This window comes from Arthrobacter citreus, from assembly GCF_038405225.1.
Classification (GTDB): domain Bacteria; phylum Actinomycetota; class Actinomycetes; order Actinomycetales; family Micrococcaceae; genus Arthrobacter_B; species Arthrobacter_B citreus_A.
On record NZ_CP151657.1, the window covers coordinates 3,599,456 to 3,621,179 of the forward strand.

Annotated in this window: 21 protein-coding genes; 14 read left to right on the forward strand and 7 right to left on the reverse strand. The window is 66.1% G+C overall.

Annotation, left to right across the window (positions count from 1 at the left end):
- Positions 1-4 precede the first annotated feature (4 nt).
- On the reverse strand, positions 5-1,012 hold the full coding sequence (locus AAE021_RS16720) for a hypothetical protein (RefSeq protein ID WP_342023419.1): 1,008 nt from the start codon (positions 1,010-1,012) through the stop codon (positions 5-7).
- A gap of 141 nt (positions 1,013-1,153) precedes the next feature.
- On the opposite strand from AAE021_RS16720, the gene AAE021_RS16725 reads away from it, so the two are divergent.
- Complete coding sequence (locus tag AAE021_RS16725; protein ID WP_342023420.1) at positions 1,154-1,654, forward strand: DUF456 domain-containing protein; 501 nt, start codon at positions 1,154-1,156, stop codon at positions 1,652-1,654.
- 6 nt (positions 1,655-1,660) lie between these two features.
- On the opposite strand, the gene AAE021_RS16730 is transcribed toward AAE021_RS16725, so the two are convergent.
- Positions 1,661-3,202, reverse strand: a complete 1,542-nt coding sequence (locus AAE021_RS16730; RefSeq protein ID WP_342023421.1) for a S10 family peptidase — start codon at positions 3,200-3,202, stop codon at positions 1,661-1,663.
- A 138-nt stretch (positions 3,203-3,340) separates the two neighbouring features.
- On the opposite strand from AAE021_RS16730, the gene AAE021_RS16735 reads away from it, so the two are divergent.
- The 11 genes from AAE021_RS16735 to AAE021_RS16785 all read left to right on the forward strand — a co-directional run bounded on the left by AAE021_RS16735 (position 3,341) and on the right by AAE021_RS16785 (position 15,470).
- A complete protein-coding gene (locus AAE021_RS16735; protein ID WP_342023422.1) occupies positions 3,341-4,015 on the forward strand; it encodes a GntR family transcriptional regulator in 675 nt (224 codons plus the stop codon).
- Positions 4,016-4,484: 469 nt separating this feature from the next.
- Positions 4,485-5,483: a TAXI family TRAP transporter solute-binding subunit gene (locus tag AAE021_RS16740; RefSeq protein WP_342023423.1), complete on the forward strand. Its 999-nt coding sequence runs from the start codon at positions 4,485-4,487 to the stop codon at positions 5,481-5,483.
- A gap of 5 nt (positions 5,484-5,488) precedes the next feature.
- Entirely contained in the window at positions 5,489-6,004 is a 516-nt protein-coding gene (locus AAE021_RS16745; RefSeq protein ID WP_342023424.1) for a hypothetical protein, read from the forward strand.
- Positions 6,001-8,190 (forward strand): TRAP transporter fused permease subunit, encoded by a 2,190-nt coding sequence (locus AAE021_RS16750; protein ID WP_342023425.1) that lies wholly within the window; start codon positions 6,001-6,003, stop codon positions 8,188-8,190. The genes AAE021_RS16745 and AAE021_RS16750 overlap by 4 nt, the downstream gene beginning before the upstream one ends.
- 45 nt (positions 8,191-8,235) lie before the next feature.
- A complete protein-coding gene (locus tag AAE021_RS16755) occupies positions 8,236-9,141 on the forward strand; it encodes a dihydrodipicolinate synthase family protein (RefSeq protein ID WP_342023426.1) in 906 nt (301 codons plus the stop codon).
- Entirely contained in the window at positions 9,141-9,914 is a 774-nt protein-coding gene (locus AAE021_RS16760; RefSeq protein ID WP_342023427.1) for an SDR family oxidoreductase, read from the forward strand. The genes AAE021_RS16755 and AAE021_RS16760 overlap by 1 nt, the downstream gene beginning before the upstream one ends.
- Before the next feature lie 71 nt (positions 9,915-9,985).
- A complete protein-coding gene (locus AAE021_RS16765; RefSeq protein ID WP_342023428.1) occupies positions 9,986-10,870 on the forward strand; it encodes a fumarylacetoacetate hydrolase family protein in 885 nt (294 codons plus the stop codon).
- A 28-nt stretch (positions 10,871-10,898) separates the two neighbouring features.
- Positions 10,899-12,092, forward strand: a complete 1,194-nt coding sequence (locus AAE021_RS16770) for a CoA transferase (protein ID WP_342025448.1) — start codon at positions 10,899-10,901, stop codon at positions 12,090-12,092.
- A gap of 5 nt (positions 12,093-12,097) precedes the next feature.
- A complete protein-coding gene (locus AAE021_RS16775) occupies positions 12,098-13,258 on the forward strand; it encodes an acyl-CoA dehydrogenase family protein (RefSeq protein ID WP_342023429.1) in 1,161 nt (386 codons plus the stop codon).
- Between the two features lie 4 nt (positions 13,259-13,262).
- Positions 13,263-14,471 (forward strand): L-2-hydroxyglutarate oxidase, encoded by a 1,209-nt coding sequence (lhgO, locus tag AAE021_RS16780; RefSeq protein ID WP_342023430.1) that lies wholly within the window; start codon positions 13,263-13,265, stop codon positions 14,469-14,471.
- A 117-nt stretch (positions 14,472-14,588) separates the two neighbouring features.
- Positions 14,589-15,470 carry a manganese catalase family protein gene (locus AAE021_RS16785; RefSeq protein ID WP_342023431.1) on the forward strand — a complete coding sequence of 294 codons (882 nt, stop codon included), beginning with the start codon at positions 14,589-14,591 and terminating at the stop codon, positions 15,468-15,470.
- 20 nt (positions 15,471-15,490) lie between these two features.
- Here AAE021_RS16785 and AAE021_RS16790 read toward each other — a convergent pair whose 3' ends face one another.
- The 4 genes from AAE021_RS16790 to AAE021_RS16805 all read right to left on the reverse strand — a co-directional run bounded on the left by AAE021_RS16790 (position 15,491) and on the right by AAE021_RS16805 (position 18,005).
- Positions 15,491-15,865, reverse strand: a complete 375-nt coding sequence (locus AAE021_RS16790) for a hypothetical protein (RefSeq protein WP_342023432.1) — start codon at positions 15,863-15,865, stop codon at positions 15,491-15,493.
- Positions 15,866-15,876: 11 nt separating this feature from the next.
- Positions 15,877-16,596, reverse strand: a complete 720-nt coding sequence (locus AAE021_RS16795) for a GAF and ANTAR domain-containing protein (protein ID WP_342023433.1) — start codon at positions 16,594-16,596, stop codon at positions 15,877-15,879.
- Between the two features lie 164 nt (positions 16,597-16,760).
- Positions 16,761-17,009, reverse strand: a complete 249-nt coding sequence (locus AAE021_RS16800; protein WP_342023434.1) for a hypothetical protein — start codon at positions 17,007-17,009, stop codon at positions 16,761-16,763.
- A 198-nt stretch (positions 17,010-17,207) separates the two neighbouring features.
- Positions 17,208-18,005 (reverse strand): ANTAR domain-containing protein, encoded by a 798-nt coding sequence (locus AAE021_RS16805; RefSeq protein WP_342023435.1) that lies wholly within the window; start codon positions 18,003-18,005, stop codon positions 17,208-17,210.
- Between the two features lie 116 nt (positions 18,006-18,121).
- Here AAE021_RS16805 and AAE021_RS16810 point away from each other — a divergent pair, with 116 nt between their 5' ends.
- Together AAE021_RS16810 and AAE021_RS16815 are read left to right on the forward strand one after the other, a co-directional pair.
- On the forward strand, positions 18,122-19,003 hold the full coding sequence (locus AAE021_RS16810) for a manganese catalase family protein (protein WP_342023436.1): 882 nt from the start codon (positions 18,122-18,124) through the stop codon (positions 19,001-19,003).
- Positions 19,004-19,066: 63 nt separating this feature from the next.
- Positions 19,067-20,224 carry a glycosyltransferase family 2 protein gene (locus AAE021_RS16815; protein WP_342023437.1) on the forward strand — a complete coding sequence of 386 codons (1,158 nt, stop codon included), beginning with the start codon at positions 19,067-19,069 and terminating at the stop codon, positions 20,222-20,224.
- Here AAE021_RS16815 and AAE021_RS16820 read toward each other — a convergent pair.
- On the reverse strand, positions 20,107-21,636 hold the full coding sequence (locus AAE021_RS16820) for a DHA2 family efflux MFS transporter permease subunit (RefSeq protein WP_342023438.1): 1,530 nt from the start codon (positions 21,634-21,636) through the stop codon (positions 20,107-20,109). The genes AAE021_RS16815 and AAE021_RS16820 overlap by 118 nt on opposite strands.
- Positions 21,637-21,724: the final 88 nt, after the last annotated feature.

The following is a 21,724-nucleotide window of genomic DNA, read 5'->3' on the forward strand; positions in this document are numbered from 1 at the left end:
ACGGCTAGGCGCGGACGTCGGCCTCGCTGTAATCCGCCCGGTCGATGCGGCGGTGATAGCGCATGCCGGCCAAGCCGCCGAGCAGCGCACCGATCAGCGTTGCCGCCAGCGTGGCGGCAATGGCGAGCCAGGTTACGGCGGTTGCTCCGTCAAGGTCCTCCGGCAGCGGCGCAACGGTGTTCAGCTGGTTGATGCTGCGGATATCGTCGCCGAAGATTAGTCCCAGCACCACCACAACCACTCCGGCGATCAGGGCCCAGAGCCATACCGCCAGACCCTGCTTCAGGCCATTGAAGCGAGCCATCCGGCCGGCCACATAGCCGCCCGCGAAGTATGCGAGCAGGAGGACGACCAGCAGGATGACCGTGCCGATGATCCCTGCACTCTGGTTAGCCATCGCCTGATCAAGGGACTGGCCCAGGTCATTGTCGGTGGAGAAGTCGACGGCGGCACCAATGGCTGCGGCCAGCGCCGAGAGGAGGACCACCATGCCGGTGGCGGTCAGCCAGCCGAAAAAGGCAGCTCCGAACTTCATGCCGCCGAACCGCTCCTTTTCCATGGCCAGCAGGGCCTCGCGGTTGGCCTTGCCGGGCAGTGCCGTGCGGCTGTGATCGGCAGTGCCGCTGCCCGTTGCGGAATCCTCATCAAATCCGCGGCCAGCGCGGGAATCGGTGGTGTCGTAGTCTGGCCCCGGATCCTTCGTGGCGCTGACCGGCAGCGTGCGGGTGGAGCCGTCGTCGTCGTGCTGCTGATCGCCGGACCGCCGCTGGTCGGGCTGCTGCTGGTCGGGCTGCTGGTCGCCGGGAGCTGCTCCCGCGGCGGTTGCGCCGGCCGCGGAGCCAGTGTCGGCGCGTCCGGTCCCGGAGGGGATGACCTGCGTTTCGTCGGCCGTGGGAGTCCTGGCGGAGCGGTCACGCAGCCGGCCGCCGTCCGGTCCCACGGGATTGCCGGCGTTGTCGCTGGGGCCGTTGGGTGCTCCGGGCCGGCCGTTGTTGCCTGGGTCGGTGCTCATCTGTCTCTCCTGATGCCGTTGGGTGCAGACCGGGGTCGCCGCTCTGTAAGCAACCTTAGTATCGGTACCGGGGGATTGGCGACAGCTGCGCCACCGCCGTGCCGCGGCCGGTCACCGCGGTCCGGATGGAAGACTGGGTGCATGGACCCCGACATCATCATTACCGTCATCGCTGCGCTGGCCATAGCCGTGGGCATGACGGGAATAGTCATTCCGGTCCTGCCGGGCAGCATCCTCATTATCGCCGCGCTGCTCGGGTGGGCCCTGGGCCTGCAGAGTGCAGCTGCGTGGTGGGCTTTTGGCGTGGGTGCCGCACTGGCGCTGTGCGGCCTGCTGGCCAGTGCGGTGCTGACCGGACGGCGGCTGAAACAACGCCAAGTTCCCAACACCTCGGTCATGGCCGGGGTGGCGGTGGGAATTGTCGGGATGTTCCTGATTCCCGTGGTCGGCCTTATTGTGGGGTTCGCCGCAGGGCTGCTGCTGAGCGAGTTCCTTCGCCGGCGCAGCCTGCCGGAGGCATGGTCAGCCAGCTATGCGGCGCTGAAGGCCATGGGAGTGGGCATCCTGGTGGAGCTGGCGCTCGCCTTCGCCGCCGGCACCGTGTTTGTCGGCGGGATCTGGTGGCACTTCGCCGCCCGCTAGCTGCGGTCAGCCGGCGGTGACAAACCCGCTCAGTGCGGCCAGCTGGTCCAGCCGGCACTGCGGTTTCAGGTACATCATGTGCCCGGCCTCGTGATAGTGGTGCGAGAACCGAGCCCGCGCGCCATCATCCAACCTCATGTGCGCCCAGACGTATTCGGCGGCAAAATGGGGCGTCGCGCCGTCGTGGTACCCATAGTCCACATGAATCCGCAGTGATGGGTTGTGGGCCAGGAGCCGTTCCAATGTGCCGGTGACATCCACCGGCACCCCCTCAAAACTCTTGTAGCTCCACGGCTGCACCCGGCCGGTGAGGATCTCGTACGGCAGGTCGTTCTCATAACCGAGCTCAGCCCGCACATAGTGGTTCACGGCCGCCGAATAGGGTCCGTTGATGGCGCGCAGGCTGGGATCATCCCAGTTGGTCGATTCCTGCTGGTCCGCCGGCGGAGCCGTGAACCGGCCGTCGATCCGACCCACCACCAGATTCTGCTCCCGCAGCAGCTCGGCGGAGAACTGGGCATAGTCCCAGCGCAGGTTGGTGCGCCGGATAAACCCGGGGTCCAGCGTGGTGATGGCAGCCAGCCGGCCGACGGCGGCGTCGAACTCGTCCGTGCCCAGCCGCGCTCCCTGCGTGAGGGCGTAGCCAAACTCCCGGCCCGCGTACTCCTCGGCTTCGCGCACCACGTCAGCTAGTTCACGGTCCCCGTGCCGGCCGTGGAAATGTGCAATGGCTGCATACGTGGGCAGATGAAGGGCATAGGGCGTGTCGCGGCCGGGGGCGAAATTCAGCGTCGCCATGTTCAGGACCGTGGAGATCAGCCCGAGTCCGTTCACTGCCATGCCGTACGCGTCGAACAGTCGACCGGCGACAGCGACGGCGCGGAGCGTCCCGTAGGACTCTCCCACCAGGTACTTGGGGCTCAGCCAGCGGTTATTGCGGGTGGTCCACAGCCGGATCACCTCGGCCACGAGGTCGCGGTCCGCTTCGAAGCCATGGAATTCGCCGGACTCGGTGCCGTCAACCACCCGGGAAAACCCGGTGTTCACGGGATCGATCATCACCAGGTCCGCATGCTGCAGCAGCGTTTCCGGGTTGTCCGTCAATCCGAACGGAGGAGGGGTCAGTGACCCCACGTCTCCGGAATCCACCATGCGCGGCCCCAGCAGGCCCATGTGGAGCCACACCGAGGATGAGCCCGGCCCGCCATTGAAGGCAAAGACCACCGGCCGCCGGTTGGCCGGGTTTGGCACGGCTGAGCCACTGTCCGCAGGGCCGTTACCCGCTGAGCCGCCGCCCGCCGGGTCCGGTGCCGGGGTCGAAGGCTGCTGGTCGGCGGTGTAGGCCACCAGAAAGATCTCGGCCTTGGGCCGGAATCCGTTGGCCTTGCCGTCCTTGGTTTCCTCGGTGCGCAGCACCATGCGTCCGGTGGTGGTGGTGTAGTGCAGACCGGAGGGCAGTGTATGGCTGCGGACAACAAAATCGTCGGTGGCCTTTTCGCCGGAGGTGGGCTGGTGTTCGCCGTCCCGGGGCTGATCATCTTGGGGCATCCGGGTAGTCTAGCGACTCCTTTGAGTGGTCCCCGCCACAAGGGCCCTGAACTCCCTGCGGGATCGGGCGGGTCGGGAGGCCCCCGCGGTTCGGGCTAGGATTTGCGGTGTGAGCGCATATCCAGCGCGGGAGTGCCCGTGACCGATGGTTCGGATAACGGGCAGGCGCGCCCTCCGACGGCTCAGGCCTTTGTCCTGACCCAGCTTCGCCGGGCCATCAGCGCGGGTGAATTTGTGCCGGGCCAGCCCCTGCGCCAAGACGCCCTGGCCAAACGGTTCGGGGTGAGCCGGGTCCCGCTGCGCGAGGCCTTCAAGGTGCTCGAAAGCGAAGGCCAGGTGGTCTACGAACCCCACCGCGGACACAAGGTTGCCACCCTGTCCCTGGATGACCTGCTGGAGGTTTACCGCCTGCGGCAGCTGCTGGAAACCGAAGCGGCCCGCTCCGCTCTGAAGACGGTTCCTTCCCCCGGCGTCCTGCAGGCACTGCACCACGCCGCCGCCGAGGTTGAAGCCGCATCGGCCGCGGGGGACCTGCTGCGGATGACCGAAGCAAACCGCCGTTTCCACTTTGTCCTGGTGGAGGCCGCGGGCATGCCGCGGCTGGACCGGATTGTGCAGGTGCTGTGGGACGCCACCGAGGCTTACCGCTTTGTGTACTACGGAGTGGAAAGCAACCGGGAGCGGGTGGAGCGTGAACACCTGCTGATTATTGACGCCTTTGAGCAGCAGGATACTGCCCGCCTGATACGGCTCCTGGACGAGCACCGGGAACACGCCGTTGAGGCCCTGCGCGCCTTTCTCGAGGCCCGCTAAGCACCGTTGGCCCAGGCTGTGGCCGACCGCGGAAACCGCTTAATGTGACATGGGTTACATTAAGCGTGGAAATTGGATACAGTCTCCAAATGATCCCGGAAAACCAGCAGTGTTGCTGGTCACCGCTACTGCCCTGCACCCGGCGCAGCGGCACGCGTACCTCGGACGGCAGCACTGCTGCGCCGTACTGCGGCACGCTTGACGCGCCCGGCCCACCGGCGTTGGGTCAGATAATAATTCCGCCCCAACTAGCAGCCGCCGGTTCCCGACCCCGCACAAACAGCCGGGCGGATCGGCTTCCCCGCAGCACAAACGCTTCGCTCAGCACCACCCTCCGTTCCTCCTGAACCCGCTCCTCCTGCTCCAGCACCTCCTGAACCTGCTCCTCCTGCTCCAGCACAGCACCGCACCGCACCCGCTCCACCAGCACTGCATCCGCACCCCTGTGAACCTACCCAAGGAGAAATCCATGAGTTCCATCAACCGGAACTGGCTGCGCGCAGGCGCCGCAGTCCTTTTGGCACCAGCACTCCTCCTCTCCGCCTGCGGCAGCCCCGACACCTCCGGAGACTCCGGTGCCGGCGCCGACGGCAGCGGCGGCACCCTGTCCATTGCCACCGGCGGAACCGGCGGCGTTTACTACCCCCTTGGCGGTGGTTTCGCCACGGTCATCCGCGAGAACATCGACGGCTACGACGCCACGGTCCAGGAGACCAACGCATCGGTGGACAACGTCCTGCTGATCGCCAACGGATCGGCCCAGATTGCCTTCTCGGTGGGCGACGTGGTGTCCGACGCTGTGGAAGGCGTGGGGGAATTCGAGGGCAAGCCGCAGGAGATCTGCTCGCTGGGCAACATCTACAACAACTACCTCCAGGCCGTCACCGTTGACGGAACCGGCATCACCACGGCTGAGCAGCTGGAGGGCAAGGTGGTCTCCGTGGGCGCCCCGGGCTCCGCCACCGAAGTCGGTGCCCTGCGCATTCTCGAGGCCGCCGGCGTCGATCCGGACAGCGTGGAGCGCCGCCAGCTCGGCGTCGCGGAAACCGTGGCCGCCCTGCGCGACGGAACCATCGACGCCGGATTCTGGTCCGGCGGGCTGCCCACCGGCGCGCTGATCGACCTGGCCAGCGACGGCGACATGGTCCTGCTGCCCATCGGCCAGTACGCCGAAACCATGGCGGATTCCTACGGTGAGTACTACCTGGCCGAGGAAATTCCGGCCAACACGTACGAAGGCCAGACCGAAGCAGTCCAGGCCATCGCATCACCGAACCTGCTGGTCGCCAGCCCCAAGATGGACGAGCAGCTGCAGCAGGACATCGCGGCAGCGCTGTTCGACAACGTAGAAGAGCTGGAGAAGGTCCACCCCTCGGCGAAGGAAATGGATGCCTCCACCGCCGGAGACGTCTCCTACGTCGATACCTGCCCCGGCGCTAAGACCTACTTCGACCAGGCGGGAAGCTAGGCACCATGCGCCGGCCGGCCGCCGTCGTCCTGGTGCTGGGCCTGCTCGGAGCCGGAGCCGCCGCGGGAATCGCGGCGGCTGCCGGCCAGCAGGACCGCCCTGCTGAGTGGACCCTGAGCATCAGCAACGACGACGGCGAGCTGGCCGCGGTGCCCGTTGACGGCGGCTCCTTTGCGCTCAGCTACCGGAACTCCATTTACGGAACCGTGGCCGAGGAACGCTACGACATCCAGCCCGGGGGCAGCTATCTGCTGGTGCAGCTTGCCGCCGACCAACTGGCCGTACTGGAAGAGTATTACGCCGTTCCCGGGGCTCCGGAACCTGCGCAATCCGGGGACCGGAGAAGCTGGGTCGCAGCACCGGACCCCTCGCACCCCGCCGCCTTCACCCGGCTCTCCGTCGCCGCGACGGACCTCGGCCGGCGAACGGTCCACGCTGACGGCGCACCTCCGCTGGAACTGTGGACGCTGGTCGATGACGGCGATCCCTTCGTGACGCTAGAACTCAAGGAGAACCCATGAACAAGCGAGAACGCGGCAACGGCGCCGTCCAGGCCCGGGGCGGCACCGCCCGGCGCACCACGGATGACCCGCTTCGCCGGTCCGAGCAGCTCGGCCATGAGGGCGACGACGAAATCGTCAACCCCCTCGAACGCGGAAGCGTGGTTGACGAAGAGGCCCTGATTGCCGAATTCGAAGCGGAAAAACCTGCCCGGCAGCTCAGCGGCGTTCCCGCCACCGTCATCAAGGCCCTCGGAGTGGGGCTGTCCCTGTTTGCGCTGTACTGGGTGTTCCGCCCGATGCCCACCCAGTTCTATCTGCCGATGTTCCTGGGGCTGGGGCTGGCCATGACCTTCCTCGTGTACCGAGGCTGGGGCCGGTCCGAAAAGGCCAAGGAACAGGGCCGCTCCGATAACCCGCACATTGCGGACTGGCTGCTGGCAGTCATTGCCCTGGTTCCGTTTGTCTACATTGCCTCCGATTGGGACGGGTTTTTCCGCCGGGCCATCACCCCCACGTACCTGGACCTGTTCATGGGGATCATCGCCATCCTGGTTACCCTGGAAGCATCCCGGCGCACGGTCGGCATCCTGGTTCCGCTGGTGGTGCTGGCCTTCTTCGCCTATGCCTCCTTCGGCAGCATGGTGCCCGCGCCCTTCAACACGTCGGACTTCAGCTGGATCCGCCTGGTGGGCCACAACGTCATGGGAACGCAGGGCCTCTTCGGGGTGCCCACCGACGTGGCGGCGTCGTACATCATCCTCTTCACCATTTACGGCGCCGTGCTTGCCTCCTCCGGCGCCACCAAGTTCTTTATTGACCTCTCCTTCTCGGCCTTCGGGCAGTCCAAGTCAGGTCCGGGCCGGACCGTAACCCTGGCCGGGTTCCTCCTGGGCACCGTGTCGGGATCCGGCGTGGCCACCACGGTGACGCTTGGCGGTATTTCCTGGCCGCTCCTGCGCAAAGCCGGATACCCGAAGGAGCACGGCGGCGCCATCCTGGCCGCGGCCGGCATCGGAGCCATCATGTCCCCGCCCACGCTGGGCGCTGCGGCGTTCATCATCGCGGCGCTGCTGGGCGTGTCCTACCTGCAGGTCCTCATCTGGGCGACCATTCCCACGCTGCTGTACTACTTCGGCATCATCCTGGCCATCGAGATGGACGCCCGCCGGTTCAAGACCAAGGCGGTGGACTTCGAGGTCAAGCCGATCGGGCGGCTCCTGCTGCGCTTCGGATACCACTTCAGCTCCCTGGCCGCGATTGTGGTGTTCATGATGATGGGCATGACGCCCTTCCGCGCCGTCGTTTATGCCACCGGGCTGGCCTTCGTGCTGAGCTTCCTGGACAAGCAGTCATGGATGACCCCGCGGCGCATCTGGGATGCCCTGGCCGCCGGCGCCACCGGCGCGCTGTCCGTCATCCCGGTCATGGCCGCCGCCGGACTGATCGTTGGCGTGATGACCCTGACCGGGCTGGGCCTGAAGCTGGCGAACATCATCGTGGACTTCGCCGGAGGCAGCCTGCTGCTGACCGCGGTGTTCTCCGCGATCTCGGTGACCCTGCTCGGACTGGCCGTTCCCGTAACCGCCAGCTTCATCATCTCCTGGGTCATCATCGGGCCGGCGCTGCAGGACGTTGGTGTTCCGGCCTTCGCCGCGGCCATGTTCATCTTCTACTACTCAGTCCTCAGCGAAGTTTCTCCGCCCACTGCGCTGTCCCCGTTCGCGGCGTCGGCGATCACGGGCGGCAAGCCGATCCAAACCATGTGGCTGACGTGGCGCTACACGCTCTCGGCGTTCCTGGTCCCGTTCATCTTCGTGATGTCAGGACCCGGCATCGGACTCCTGATGCAGGGTGGGCCGGCCACGGTCCTGCTCGCGCTCGCCGTTTCCCTCGTGGCCGTTGCCGCACTGGCGGTGGCCACCGGCGGCTGGCTGTTTGGGCTGGCCCGCTGGCCCGAGCGCGTGCTGCTGGGCCTGGGTTCGCTGCCGATGCTGGTCATGGAACCGATGTACATCGGAATCGGCCTGGGCATCATCGGTGTCGGCGTCCTGGTGCACCTGATCGGGCTGCGGTCCCGGGGGGACGATCCGGAGGCGCCGCAGCGCGAGCGTGCCGGCACGCCGCCGGCCGCCGTCGTACGCCGGGGCAGCCACAAGGCCCCTGCGCCGCCTGCCCCGCTGGCTCCGCCCGCCGCGGAACTGTAGAAGCACCGCTGAACTGTGGAACCATCCCCGAAAGGATTCCCGCCCATGACCGCTCTTCCTCCGCCCCTGTCACCCGGGCTGTGGGGCGTGCTCGCCACGCCGTTCACCGGCAGCAGCTGTGCCGTGGACACCGATTCGCTGCGCCGGGAAGTGCAGCTGTACACCGGGTTGGGTGCTGCCGGAATGGTGGTGCTGGGCGTCTTCGGGGAGGGTGCCGCGCTCAGCTCGGATGAACAGGAACTGACCGTCCGCACCGCCGCCAGCGCCGCCGGAACAACTCCGCTGGTGGTGGGACTATCAGCGCGCAGCACCGCACCGGCCCTGGAACAGGCGGCCGTCGCCTGCCGTGCGGCAGGCAACAACCTGGCAGCACTGATGGTGCAGGCCAACAGTTCCAACCCGGACATGTTAACCGCGCACCTGACCGCCATCCACAACGCCACCGGAGCCGGCATTGTCCTGCAGGATTACCCGGTGGCATCCGGGGTGACGGTCAGCGCGGATCAGATCCTCGCCGTCGTCGAGCGGTGTCCCTTCATTACCGCGGTGAAATCCGAGGCGCCGCCCACAGCCGTTGCCATAGCCCGGCTGACCCGGGGCACAACGGTGCCGGTATTCGGCGGGCTGGGCGGCGTGGGGCTGCTGGACGAGCTGGCGGCGGGTGCCGCCGGAGCCATGACCGGTTTCTCGCATCCGGAGGGCCTGCTGGCGGCTCTGGACGCTTTTGGAAGTGGCGGCTTTGACCAGGCCCGGGCCGCCTTTGCGCCGTGGCTGCCGCTGGCGAACTTTGAGGCCCAGCCCGGTGTGGGCCTTGCCCTGCGCAAGGAGGTGCTGCGCCGGCGCGGAATTATCGACGAAGCGCTCGTGCGCCCGCCGGCGCCAAAACTGCCGCCTGAACTGGCCGCACTCATCGACGGCCACCTGGCCGCAGTCCGAACGGAGACCGTCTGATGGATCTGGGTTTAGCGGGAAAAAATGTCCTTATTCCGGGATCAAGCTCCGGAATCGGGCTGGCAATCGCCCGTGCGCTCGGCGGTGAGGGCGCAAACGTGGTCCTGGCCGCCAGGCGCCGGGAGACTGTGGAAGCCGAAGCCGCCCGGCTGCCGTCCGCCGTCGGCCTCCATGTGGACCTGACCAGCGATGGTGCCCCCGAGGATCTGGTCCGCCGCGCCGAGGAAGCCTTTGGCCCGGTGGACGTGCTCGTCCTGAACAGCGGCGGCCCACCGCCCGGCGGTGCCGCGGACATGAGCGCCGAGCAGGCCGCCGCAGCCGTCAACCAGCTGCTGCTCCAGCACATCCGGCTGACATCCCTCGTGCTGCCGGGCATGCGCCGCCGCGGCTGGGGACGGATCATCGCCGTGGGATCCTCCGGGGTGCAGCAGCCGCTGCCCAACCTGGCGCTGTCCAACATGGCCCGTGCCGGACTGGCCGGGTATCTGAAGACGCTGGCAGCCGAAGTGGCGGGGGACGGCGTGACCGTGAACATGGTCCTGCCCGGACGGATCGACACGGACCGGGTGGCATCCCTGGACGCAGCGGCCGCGGGCCGGTCCGGGAAGCAGCCCGATGAGGTCCGGGCAGCATCCGAAGCCGCCATCCCCGCCGGACGCTACGGGCGGCCGGAGGAATTCGCCGCCGTCGTGGCCTTCCTGGCGGGCAACCCGGCGTCCTATGTCACCGGCGAGCAAATCCGCTGCGACGGCGGCATGGTCCGCTCCTACTAGCCATCCCGGCGGAGGCGCTCCGCCCGGCACTCCTGATGACCCGCACTGATGATCCCGAAAGGACAGCTTCGATGAACTCCCGCATCCTGGAACTGTGTTCGATCCATGAAGCAACCTCCACCTTTGAACACCCGCAGGAGGCTGCCGCCGCCGTGCATCCGGAGCGCGGGGTTGCCCTGGTCCGTAACCTGCTGCCGGGGTTCACCGGGGATCTGCTGGCGGTGCTCACCGGTGATCTTCTCGATGATTTGGAAGAAGCCGCCGGGAAGGCGGACGACGGCGTCTTCACCGACCCGGCATCCGTCACCTTCGGCGCCCCGTACCGGCACCCACGCATGCTGTGGGGCATCGGGCTGAACTACGTGGAGCACGCATCGGACCTGTCCGAGGCAGTTCCCGATGAACCGGCGTCCTTCATCAAGGGCGACCACACCGTGATCGGCCCCGGTGAAGCCATCCCCATCCCGGAGCAGAGCAACCGCACCACCGCGGAGGCGGAAGTGGGCGTGGTAATCGGCCGGTACTGCCGCAACGTGGAACCCGACGACGCGCTGTCCTACGCGGCAGGTTTGGTCCCGGTCCTGGACCAGACGGCGGAGGACATCCTGGAGCGCAACCCGCGCTTCCTCACCCGGTCCAAGAACTTCCCCGGCTTCTTTTCGTTTGGGCCGCGGATTGTTCCGCTCGGAACAGCCGTGGGGGATGGGTCTCTGGGAGACATGGTGGTGTCCACCGTTATCAACGGGGAGGTGCTGTGCACCAACTCCGTTTCCCACATGCGCTACGACCCGGCGTTCCTGATCAGCTTTCACAGCAAGGTCATGCCGCTTTATCCGGGAGACATTATTTCCACGGGAACTCCGGGCGCCATCCGGATCCAGCCCGGAGACACCGCCGAATGCCGCGTGAGCGGTCTGCCGGCGCTGTCCAATCCGGTGACCGGCTCAGCCCAGTAGTTCCACAGCAAGGAGATCTCCATTGACCATGAACCCCAAGGCCCCGGACCCCGGTCCGGCCGGTCCGCTGCATGGCCTGAAAATTGCCGACTTTTCCCGCGTCCTCGCCGGACCGTACGCATCCATGATGCTGGCCGATTTCGGCGCTGACGTCATCAAGGTGGAAAGCCCCGCCGGAGACGACACCCGGTCCTGGGTTCCGCCGGTGGACGAGCACGGGGTGGGCACCTATTTTTCCAGCGTCAACCGCAACAAGCGGTCCGTGGTGTGTGACCTGCGCACGGAGGAGGGGCTTGCCGCGGCCAGGGAAACCGCGCTCGCCGCCGACGTCGTCGTGGAGAATTTCCGCCCCGGCGTCATGGAGCGGTTCGGGCTGGACTATGAATCGCTGCGCAAACACCGGCCCGGCCTTATCTACTGCTCCATCACCGGTTTTGGCGGAACCGGTGGTGCACACCTGCCCGGTTATGACCTGCTGGTCCAGGCCGTGGGCGGGCTGATGAGTGTCACCGGAACCCGCGACGCCGAACCCAGCAAGGTGGGCGTGGCCCTAGTGGATGTGGTCACTGGACAGAACGCGGTGGTGGGCATCCTGGCCGCGCTGCGCTCCCGGGAGGAAACCGGGGCCGGCCAGCTGGTTGAGGTCAATCTGCTCTCCTCGCTCCTGTCGGCGCTGGTGAACCAGGCATCGAGCACCCTGGCCACCGGTGAACCGCCGCAGCGGATGGGCAATGCGCATCCCAGCATTGCTCCCTACGAAACCCTCGATACAGCCGACGGCCCGCTGGCCGTAGCCGTGGGAACGGACCGCCAGTTTGAGGCCCTGACCCGGCTGCTCGGCGTCCCGGAACTGGCGGTGGATGAACGCTTCCGGACCAACGTGGTCCGGGTGGCCAACCGGGCCGAACTCAAGGATCTGCTCGAGGGCCGGCTGCGCCGAAAGCCGGCGGCAGGCTGGGCGGCCATCCTCAATGAGCAGGGTGTTCCCGCCGGCAAGGTCAACACCATCTCCGAGGCGCTGCAGCTCGCCGGGGACCTGGGCCTGGATCCCGTGGTCAGCATCACCGATCCCGCAAGCGGACGGACCAGCCGGCAGGTGGCCAACCCCATCAGGCTGTCCGCCACGCCCGCCGGCTACCGCCTCCCGCCGCCCGGACTCGGCGAGCACCCCAACGCACGTTTTGACAGTGTGGCCCTGGCCGCCGCTCCTACCCGAAAGTGAAGACCATGACCGACAGCACCGATCTCCTGGATATCGATTCCCTCCTCAGCGCCGGGGAACTGGCCCTGCGCGGCCGTGTGCGGGCCTTCGTGGACGCCGAGATCCGCCCCAACATTGCGCGCTGGTATGACAACGCGGAATTCCCGCTGGAAATCGTTCCGCACATGGCGGAGCTGGGGCTGCTGGGCATGCACCTGCAGGGCTATGGCTGCCCCGGACGGAGCTCAGTGGAGTACGGGTTGGCGGCCCTGGAGCTGGAGGCGGGGGATTCGGGGCTGCGCACTTTCGTCTCCGTGCAGGGATCGCTGGCCATGAGTGCCATCCACAAGCATGGTTCCGAGGAACAGAAAAATGAATGGCTGCCGCGCATGGCTGCCGGAACCGCCATTGGCTGCTTCGCGCTGACCGAACCGACGGCGGGATCCGATCCCGGCAACATGCTCACCTACGCCAGGCGCGACGGAGATGACTGGATCATCAACGGCGCCAAGCGCTGGATCGGCCTGGCCTCTGTCGCCCAGGTGGCAGTGGTGTGGGCAATGACCGACGACGGCGTCCGCGGCTTTGTGGTGCCAACCGACACCCCGGGCTTCAAAGCCACGGCCATTACGCAGAAACTGTCGATGCGCGCCTCCATCCAGTGCGACATCGAAATCACCGACCTGCGCCTGCCCGGAAGCGCCATGCTGCCCAAGGCGAAAGGACTGCGCGGGCCGTTCGAATGCCTGAACGAAGCGCGCTACGGCATCATCTGGGGAGCCATGGGCGCCGCCCGGGACAGCTACGAGGCTGCACTGGGGTACGCCACGGAACGCCTGCAGTTCGAAAAGCCGCTGGCCGGATACCAGCTCACGCAGGAGAAGCTGGTGAACATGGCGCTGGAAATCAACAAGGGAACCCTCATGGCCCTGCAGATTGGACGGCTCAAGGATGCCGGACGGCTCCAAAAACACCAGATTTCCGTAGGCAAGCTCAACAACTGCCGCGAAGCAATCGCCATTTGCCGGGAAGCGCGCACCATTCTGGGCGGCAACGGCATCACGCTGGACTACTCGCCGCTTCGGCACGCGAACAACCTGGAATCAGTGCGTACCTATGAAGGCACCGATGAGGTCCATCTGCTGATCCTGGGCCAGCACATCACGGGCATCCCGGCGTTCCGGTAACGGGATGAGTTCTCCTGTTTCAGGCAACCGGGTCATCATCGCCGGTGCGGGCATTGTCGGGCTGGCCACTGCCTATGAACTGGGCCGTCGCGGTTACCGCGTTACGGTGCTGGACAAAGAAGGGTCGGCAGCCGTCCACCAGACCGGCAACAACTCCGGCGTCATTCACTCCGGGCTTTACTACGCCCCCGGCAGCCTGAAGGCGACGCTGGGCACGGCCGGCGCCGCATCGATGAAGGAGTTCGCGCAGGCCCATGGCGTGGACGTCGAGATCACCGGCAAACTCGTTGTCGCGACCAAGGAAAGCCAGCTGCCCGCGCTGAAAGAGCTTCTTCGCCGCGGAATCCAGAACGGAGTCCCGTGCCGCCTCATTGACCCGGATGAAGCCCGCAGCTATGAACCCCATGTCCAGTGCGTCGCGGCGCTCCGGGTCGAGACCACCGGCATCGTGGACTACCGGGGTGTTTGCGCTGTGCTGATGCGGCTGATCAGGGAGGCCGGCGGCGAGATCCGCTTCAACAGCGAGGTCAGGGGAGTGCGGTCGGACGCCTCGGGAGTGAGCGTGGAAACGACGTCGGGCACTCACCGCGCCCACGGCTTCGTCAACTGCGCCGGGCTCCACAGCGACCGCATCGCCCGGCTCGCCGGGCTTCGGCCCGATGTCCGGATCATTCCGTTCCGCGGCGAATACTTTGAACTCGCGCCGGAGCTGGAGCACCTGGTGAACGGGCTGATCTATCCTGTCCCGGACCCTGCCTTTCCGTTCCTGGGCGTCCATCTCACCAAGATGACCACCGGTGCGGTACATGCGGGGCCGAATGCCATTTTCGCCTTTGCGCGCGAAGGCTACAGCTGGCTGAACATCAATCCCCGGGATCTGGTGGACAGTGCGGCCTGGCCGGGGCTTTGGCGGCTGGGGGCTAAATTCTGGCGGGTGGGTTTATCGGAGACGGCGCGGTCCTTGTCACGCCGCCGGTTCCTCGCCGGACTGCGGGAACTGGTCCCGGCGCTGCCGGACGACTGCCTCGTACCGGCCCATGCCGGGGTCCGCGCCCAAGCCCTGCGGCGCGACGGAACCCTGGTGGACGACTTTCTCTACGAGCGGGCACCGCGTCAAATCCATGTCCTGAACTCGCCGTCGCCGGCGGCCACTGCGGGACTGGAGATCGGCCGCCTGATCGCCGATGAGCTGGAAAAGGAAATTGATAAGTAGGCTGATTACTCTTCCATGGGCAGGGTCATCCGGACTACCTTGGGCAGACGTGCACTGGCTTGCCGGCCCCTGACGGAGGCGCGGAACCGGGTGCTCCAATCCCTCCCGGAGGTACTTATGTTTTTCCACAAGCAGGAACTTCAATTCAAGTCCACCCCGGACCAGCCGGATGCCGTCTACGCCCGCAAACTCCAGGAAGTCCTGGGCGGGCAGTACGGCGAAATCACGGTGGCCCTGCAGTACGGATTCCAGGCCTGGAACTCGCACGTTCCCGGCAAATACCGCGATCTGCTCTTTGGGATCGGCGCCGAGGAAATGGGCCATGTGGAGATGCTGGCCACCATGATTGCCCAGCTGCTGGAGAAAGCGCCGCTGGGAATTACCTCTGACGCACTGCAGGACGATCCCACAGTCGCGGCTGTGGTTGGCGGCATGGACGTCCAGCATGCCATCGTGGCCGGCGCCGGCGCCCGCGCCGTGGATTCCAACGGGAACCCCTGGCAGGGCAGCTACATCACCGCCAGCGGCAACCTGCTGGCGGACTTCACCGCCAACGCGAATGCGGAAATGCAGGGCCGCGTGCAGGTGGCCCGGCTCTACCATATGACCGATGACCACGGCGTCCGGGACCTGCTGTCGTTCCTGCTGGCGCGCGACACCATGCACCAGAATCAATGGACCACCGCGGCGCTGGAACTGCAGGCTGAGGGTGCTGAGCAGCTCCCCGTCCCCTCCAACTTCCCGCTGAACAAGGAATACCGCGAGGTTTCCTACCAGTACCTGAACTTCTCGGACGGCAAAGCGGCGTCCGAGGGATCCTGGGCCTCCGGACCCACGCCGGATGGACACGGCGAGTTCAGCTACCACGACGGACCGACGACGTCGGCTCCCATGCCGCCACCCACCCGTCCCGATGCCCGCTACTACGGCACCACCGATCTGCCGAATGTGGTGGAAAAGACGGCCGGTGCGGTCCAGGACAAGCTAAACAAGGAGTAGGGAGCCGCTGCCGGCCTGGATCATTCCTGGTCCGGGCCGGCATCCCTGCGTGGACGCCGGGATTCTTCCCCGCTCGGCCCGTGCCGGTCCCGGGGCGCATTGGACCCCTGTTCGCGGTTGTTGTTCCGGCTGCCCAGATCGTCGTCGTCGCAGTACGGGGCACGCAGCCGGGGCGGCAGATCGTCAATAAGTTCGTTGGCGGCGTGGGCGAGGATGTCACGCTGCAGCGGGGGTAGGGAAAATGACCCATTAAGGTAGGCATCCACTTCATATTCGCCTGCCTCACCACCGATGCTGAAGTACTTCATCCACAGCTGCGAAGTCTCGATGCCCGCCTGGGATAACGCCTCCCTCAGCCGCCTGCGCTGTTCCGGCTCCACCGCATCAAAGCCCATTGTCCCCGTCCTTAGCCCTGGTGCTTTCCACTGCCCGAGACAACAGAGCCTGCAGCGGTACGGAGGGTTACCCTGTTGCTGCGAGCGATCTCGAGAAGCCGTGCCATTGATTCATCCTCGCCCAGTCCTTCACGTTCCATCAGGATGCCGCGGGCGAAAGCAACGTTGTCGCGGCTGGCGATGGCATCCTTCAACTGCTGGCTGAGCCGGCGGGGGGCTTGAGAGGACTGAACATTGGCCAGCAGAGTGGCGGCCGGTCCGGCAAAGAGCGTCAGCAGGCGTTCGCTGCGTGCGTCAAAAGCGCCGGGTTTGTCCGAGTACACCTTGATTGCCCCCACCGATTCGGTCCGGAAGACCAGGGGCGCGCTGAGAACTGACCGCAGCCCCAAGTCGGCTGCCCGGGGACTCCAGCGGCTCCACCGGTTCTCGGTGGTCACATCGTTGGTGCGCACCGTCCCGGTGGTTGCCCAGGCCGTGATGCACGGTCCCTCGCCGAGTTGATATTGCAGGGCGTCGGCCTGCTTCACAATCTCATCGGTCGCCCCCCAGCTGGTACGCCGCCCCTGCTCGTCCATTAGCGAAACGCCGGCCCCCAAGGTGCCGGGAATGGACTCCTTGGCCGCATCAGCCAGAAGATCCACCGCTTTGCTGACGGTTTCCTCGCTCAGCAGGAGGCCCTGAATGCGGGCAAAAGTTGTGGATAATTCTTCGAGCGGAAGGTCGGCAGTCATGCTGGGCCTCGCATTCGTTTCGGGGCCAGTGCATGCCGGTCCGGCGGGGGCCGCTTGAGGGGAGACAAGATCCGTGCCGCGGCTCGGATATATACCCGATACTACACACGATGGCGGGTGTTTGACCCGTCAATCAGCGGCACAGCGCAGCCCCCGCGCTGCCGCTATGCGGGCCGTTCCAAAACTTCCGGTCCGTTTGCCCGCTCCCGAAGCGCATCGTGCAAGGCGTTGTACCAATCCGCGGCTTCCATCGACGGATAGTCCGAGTCCAGCTGCTCATAGACGCGGCTAATGAGTCCCTGAAGCGTGCCGGTGGACAACAACGCGAGGCCCTGGGTGTCCGTTGGATCGGTTGGCAGGCCCAGCGAAGTCAGCTGGTTCGGGTCAAAGGGCTTGTAATAGCGGATCCTCATCCCCTTGCCTCGCTCTCGGCCAAGCCGGGCATGCGGCGCCAAAAAAATGCAGTCGTGTGTCCCATGATTTTTCCAACCCAAGGCTAGGTGGTGGAAAGCGTGGCGCACTTCTGGACCGCCCATTAACCCTAGTCGCCGCAGGGGCTGGCCACAATCCCTTTTACTCTGATTTATCGGGGTGGGCTGCGCGGCACCTGCTCAGGGACTGAAGTGCGTTTCGGCGACGGATCCCCCCACCGTTGCAACGATGTTTGCCGCGAGGTCCCTCAGTTTGAGATTTCTTCGGCTGGACGCGGAACGGAGCATTGTGAAGGCCTCGTGCTGGGAGCACCTGTTCTGGCCCATGATGATTCCCAGTGCCTGGTCAATCACCGTCCGCGATTCCAGGGCCGCCCTCAGATCGTGAGCTGTGTCCGCAAGCCCGTAAAACCGAACCGCGAGGCGGAGGGAGGGCTCAGCCCGCCGGGCAAAGTCCTCGATGCCCCGCAAAACGGGGCCATCAAAGTCTCCGGCCCGCGTTGAGTGAAGGAGGAGCCCGGAACCAACATCCGGGAAGAGATCGAAGGGGGCATAGGCAACCGCGGCAGCACCGTGCCGGCGGGCCAAATCAGCGTACTCCGGCCAGGGGGAACCAGGTCCGAGGTCAGCGGCATGGACGCCGACCCGCAGGTTTGCGCCGGGAAACTGCGCGCCGGGAAGGCTTGGCGTGTCCCAGGCAGTGAGCTGCAGCTGCCCCAGCAGGCGGGCACGGTGGTCGCTGAATCCGGTGCTGGCCGGCCGGCGGCCAGGCACTATCGTGATACCGCAGCCAACCTCATTCCCGGCGGCTGCGAAGTGCCGTGCGGCCAGCGTTGTGAACGCCTCGAGGAATTCCCCCAAGTCGGCGCTGTCCAGTATCAGGCGCGGCAGCTCATCAGCGGTAAGGGCATCAAACGCCGCCGCAGGTGCCGGCCGCCGACCTGGATCTGTGGATGAAACCCCGGGACTGCGTTTCATGGCGACCATCCTAATAGAAAGCTTGCTGATAAGTCAGCCCTTAAGTTATTTTGCTGGCACCAGACGAGGTCCCTTCAGCGGGACCGTGTAGGCACAAACGTCACCGGAGGTGCAGATTGTTCTTTCACAAACAGGAGCTCCAGTTCAAGGCCACGCCTGAAAAACCCGACGCAGTCTATGCCCGGAAGCTCCAGGAAGTCCTGGGTGGCCAGTACGGTGAAATCACAGTGGCCATGCAGTATGGCTTCCAAGCCTGGAACTCGCACATCCCGGGCAAATACCGCGACCTGCTGTACGGGATCGGCGCGGAGGAAATGGGCCACGTGGAGATGCTGGCCATCATGATCGCCCAGCTCCTGGAGAAGGCACCGCTGGGCATTACCGAGGACGCAGTGCAGTCCGACCCGACGGTAGCCGCCGTGGTGGGCGGCATGGATGTCCAGCAGGCCATTGTGGCTGGGGCCGGAGCACGCCCGGTGGACTCCAACGGAAATCCCTGGCAGGGCAGCTACATCACCGCCAGCGGCAACCTTCTGGCGGACTTCACGGCCAATGCCAACGCGGAAATGCAGGGCAGGCTCCAAGTGGCCCGGCTCTATCACATGACGGATGATCACGGCGTGCGGGACATGCTCTCGTTCCTGCTGGCACGGGACACCATGCATCAGAACCAGTGGCTGGCAGCGGCGAAGGAACTGCAGGCTGAGGGCGCCGAATCACTGCCCGTGCCCTCCAACTTCCCGATCAGGAAGGAAGAACGCTCCGTGTCTTACCAGTACCTGAACTTCTCTGACGGCAAGGCGGCGTCCGAGGGATCCTGGGCCTCCGGACCCACGCCGGATGGACACGGCGAGTTCAGCTACCACGACGGACCGACGACGTCGGCTCCCATGCCGCCGCCCACCCGTCCCGATGCGCGCTACTACGGCACCACTGATCTGCCGAACGTGGTGGAAAAGATGGCCGGGAGCGTCCAGGACAAGCTGCACAAGGAATAGCGGTTACCGGTTCCGCGGCCGTCCCTTCACGGCGGCCGCGGAACCGCTGCGGAGGAGTGGACGGTGAACCAAGGCAGTTGGAAGAACGGTGCGCGTCCTGCCGGGTTGCCCCCGGCTGCGCCCGAATCGTGCCCGGCCACGCCGCGTCGTTCGGACGCCGCCTACATTCTGCCGCTGAAATGGACCGACGACACGGAGCTGAACGGTCTCTGCGCCTACCTGGAGGAACTCACACGGTGGCTCCCCGTCCTTGTTGTTGACGGCTCCCCGCCTGATCTCTTTGCGGCCCACGCCCGGGCCTTTCCGCCCGCAGTGCGCCACTTCAGGCCCTGTCGGCTGGGGTACGCCAACGGAAAGGTGGAGGGCGTCCTGACGGGTGTGCAGCTAAGCGGGCACGAATTTCTCGTCATTGCCGACGACGACGTCCGCTACACCCGGGACGCGCTGGAACGTGCGGTGTCGCTGCTCGGCGGGGCCGACGTCGTCCGCCCCCAGAACTACTTTCCTGCTCCGTTGCCCTGGCACGCCCGCTGGGACACGGCCCGGACCCTGCTCAACCGGGCCTTCGGATCGGACTATCCCGGAACGCTCGCCCTGCGGCGGTCAACGCTGCTGGCCGCCGGCGGATACAGCGGGGACGTACTGTTCGAGAACCTCGAGTTGCTGCGGACCATCCGCGCAGCGGGAGGCCGCGAGGTCCGGGCCGATAATCTGTTCGTGGCCAGGATCCCGTGTTCGGCCAGGCACTTTTGGCGCCAGCGGGTGCGGCAGGCCTACGACGATTTTGCTCAGCCCGCACGCCTGGCCGCTGAACTGGTGCTGCTGCCGGTGATACTGCTGTCGCTGCGGAAGCCGGCACGGCTGGCGATGCTCGCCGGGGCTGCCGTCCTTGCGGCGGAAGCGGGCCGCAGGCGCGCCGGCGGCTCCAGCGTCTTTCACGCCGACGCCGCGCTCTGGGCCCCGCTGTGGGCACTGGAACGCGCGGTCTGCGTATGGTTCGCGGTGGGCTGGCGCCTGCGCGGCGGCATTCCCTACAGCGGGACGCGCCTGCGCACGGCGGGGCACTCGCTGCGCCGGATCCGCCGTCACCTTCCTGAACCGGATTACCGGCTGCGGGCAGGATTCTCGGTTGCGTTCCCTGTCCCCGATCCCGCTTCGGTCCCGGTCGCGGGAGCGGAGACGCGGGATGCCGGAAGTGTTCCCTCGTGGGGACGTGCGTAAAAGAGCGCTGCGGCCAGGCCGATCAGAATCACGGCGCCGGGCAGGTACAGGGACTGGCCCATGGCCGTCGCATAACCGGCGGCCAGCGACTCCGGCAGGGCACCGCCGGAAGGCTCTCCGCTCTCCACGCCCGCACCCAGCTGTGCCGAGAGGCGGGACTGCATCATGGCGGCAATCGCGCTGCTGCCGATAACTGCGCCAAACTGGCGTGTGGTGTTGTAGACGCCGGAGCCGGCTCCGGCGACGGCGGGAGCAAGATTGCGGGTGGCGGTCAGCGACACCGGCGACCAGATGCAGGAATTGGCCAGGCCCATCAGTGCGACGGGCAGCATCAGCAGCCAGTATGGCGTATCCGGTGTCAGGATACTCCCGAGCCAGAACAGGGATACGGACAGGGCAGCGAAGCCGGCGATGGCCATGAACTTCGGGTTGCTTCGCTGGGCCATTTTGCCCGCAAGCGGCGCCAGGACACCCGAAAGCACCGCCATGGGTGTCAGCAGCAGGGCAGCCTGCGTGGGGGAGAGGCCTCGGACGGTCTGCGCGTAAAGGATCAGCGGCAGGGAGAATGCCGTAATGGCGAACCCCATCGCGGTGATGGAAGCGTTGGCGAGGGAGAAATTGCGGTCCCGGAACAAACTCAGCGGCAGGAGCGGTTCGCTGCGGTTCAGGCGCTGCCAGAGAACAAAGAGTGCCAGCAGGACGAGGCCCGTGATGATCAGCGACCAGACGGACAGCGGGCCGGTGATGGTGCCCCAGTTGTAGGATTCACCCTCCTGGATGCCGAACACGAGGCAGAACATTCCGGCAGCGCTGAGGAAGACGCCAAGCAGATCAAACCGGTGCACGGCCGTGGGGAGCTTCGGCACGAGGCGGAAGGCCAGGATGAATCCGACAATTCCCACCGGGACATTGATGAAGAAGATCCATTCCCAGCCCAGTGTGTCCACCAGGACCCCGCCGAGGACCGGCCCCACCAGGGTGGCCATACCCGCCGTCGCGCCCCATAACCCCAGTGCGGTGCCGCGGTTCTGCGGCGGGAAAATCCGGGTGATCACCGACATCGTCTGGGGCGTCATCAGCGCTGCACCGAGGCCCTGGATGACCCGGGCCAGAATCAGCATGTCGACCGATTCGGCAAAACCGCACCAGGCGCTGGAACCGGTGAAGACCACCAGCCCCACCAAGTAAATGCGCCGCGGCCCGAAACGGTCGCCGAGCCGGCCGGTGACCAGCAGCGGCACTGCATAGGCCAGGAGGTAGGCGCTGATGACCCAGATGACCTTGTCGATGTCGGCGTCCAAGTCGGCCATGATGGCCGGGGTCGCCACGTTCACGATCGTGGAATCGACAAGGATCATGAAAAAGCCGATGACGAGCGACCACAGGGCGGGCCAGGGTTTGATGTTGTCCACGGGAACCGTTCAGTGCGGGGGAGGGGGCGGGAAGGGGGAGGAAGACCGAATCCCATTCTGGACTGCTTTTCCCACCCTTCCAACCCCT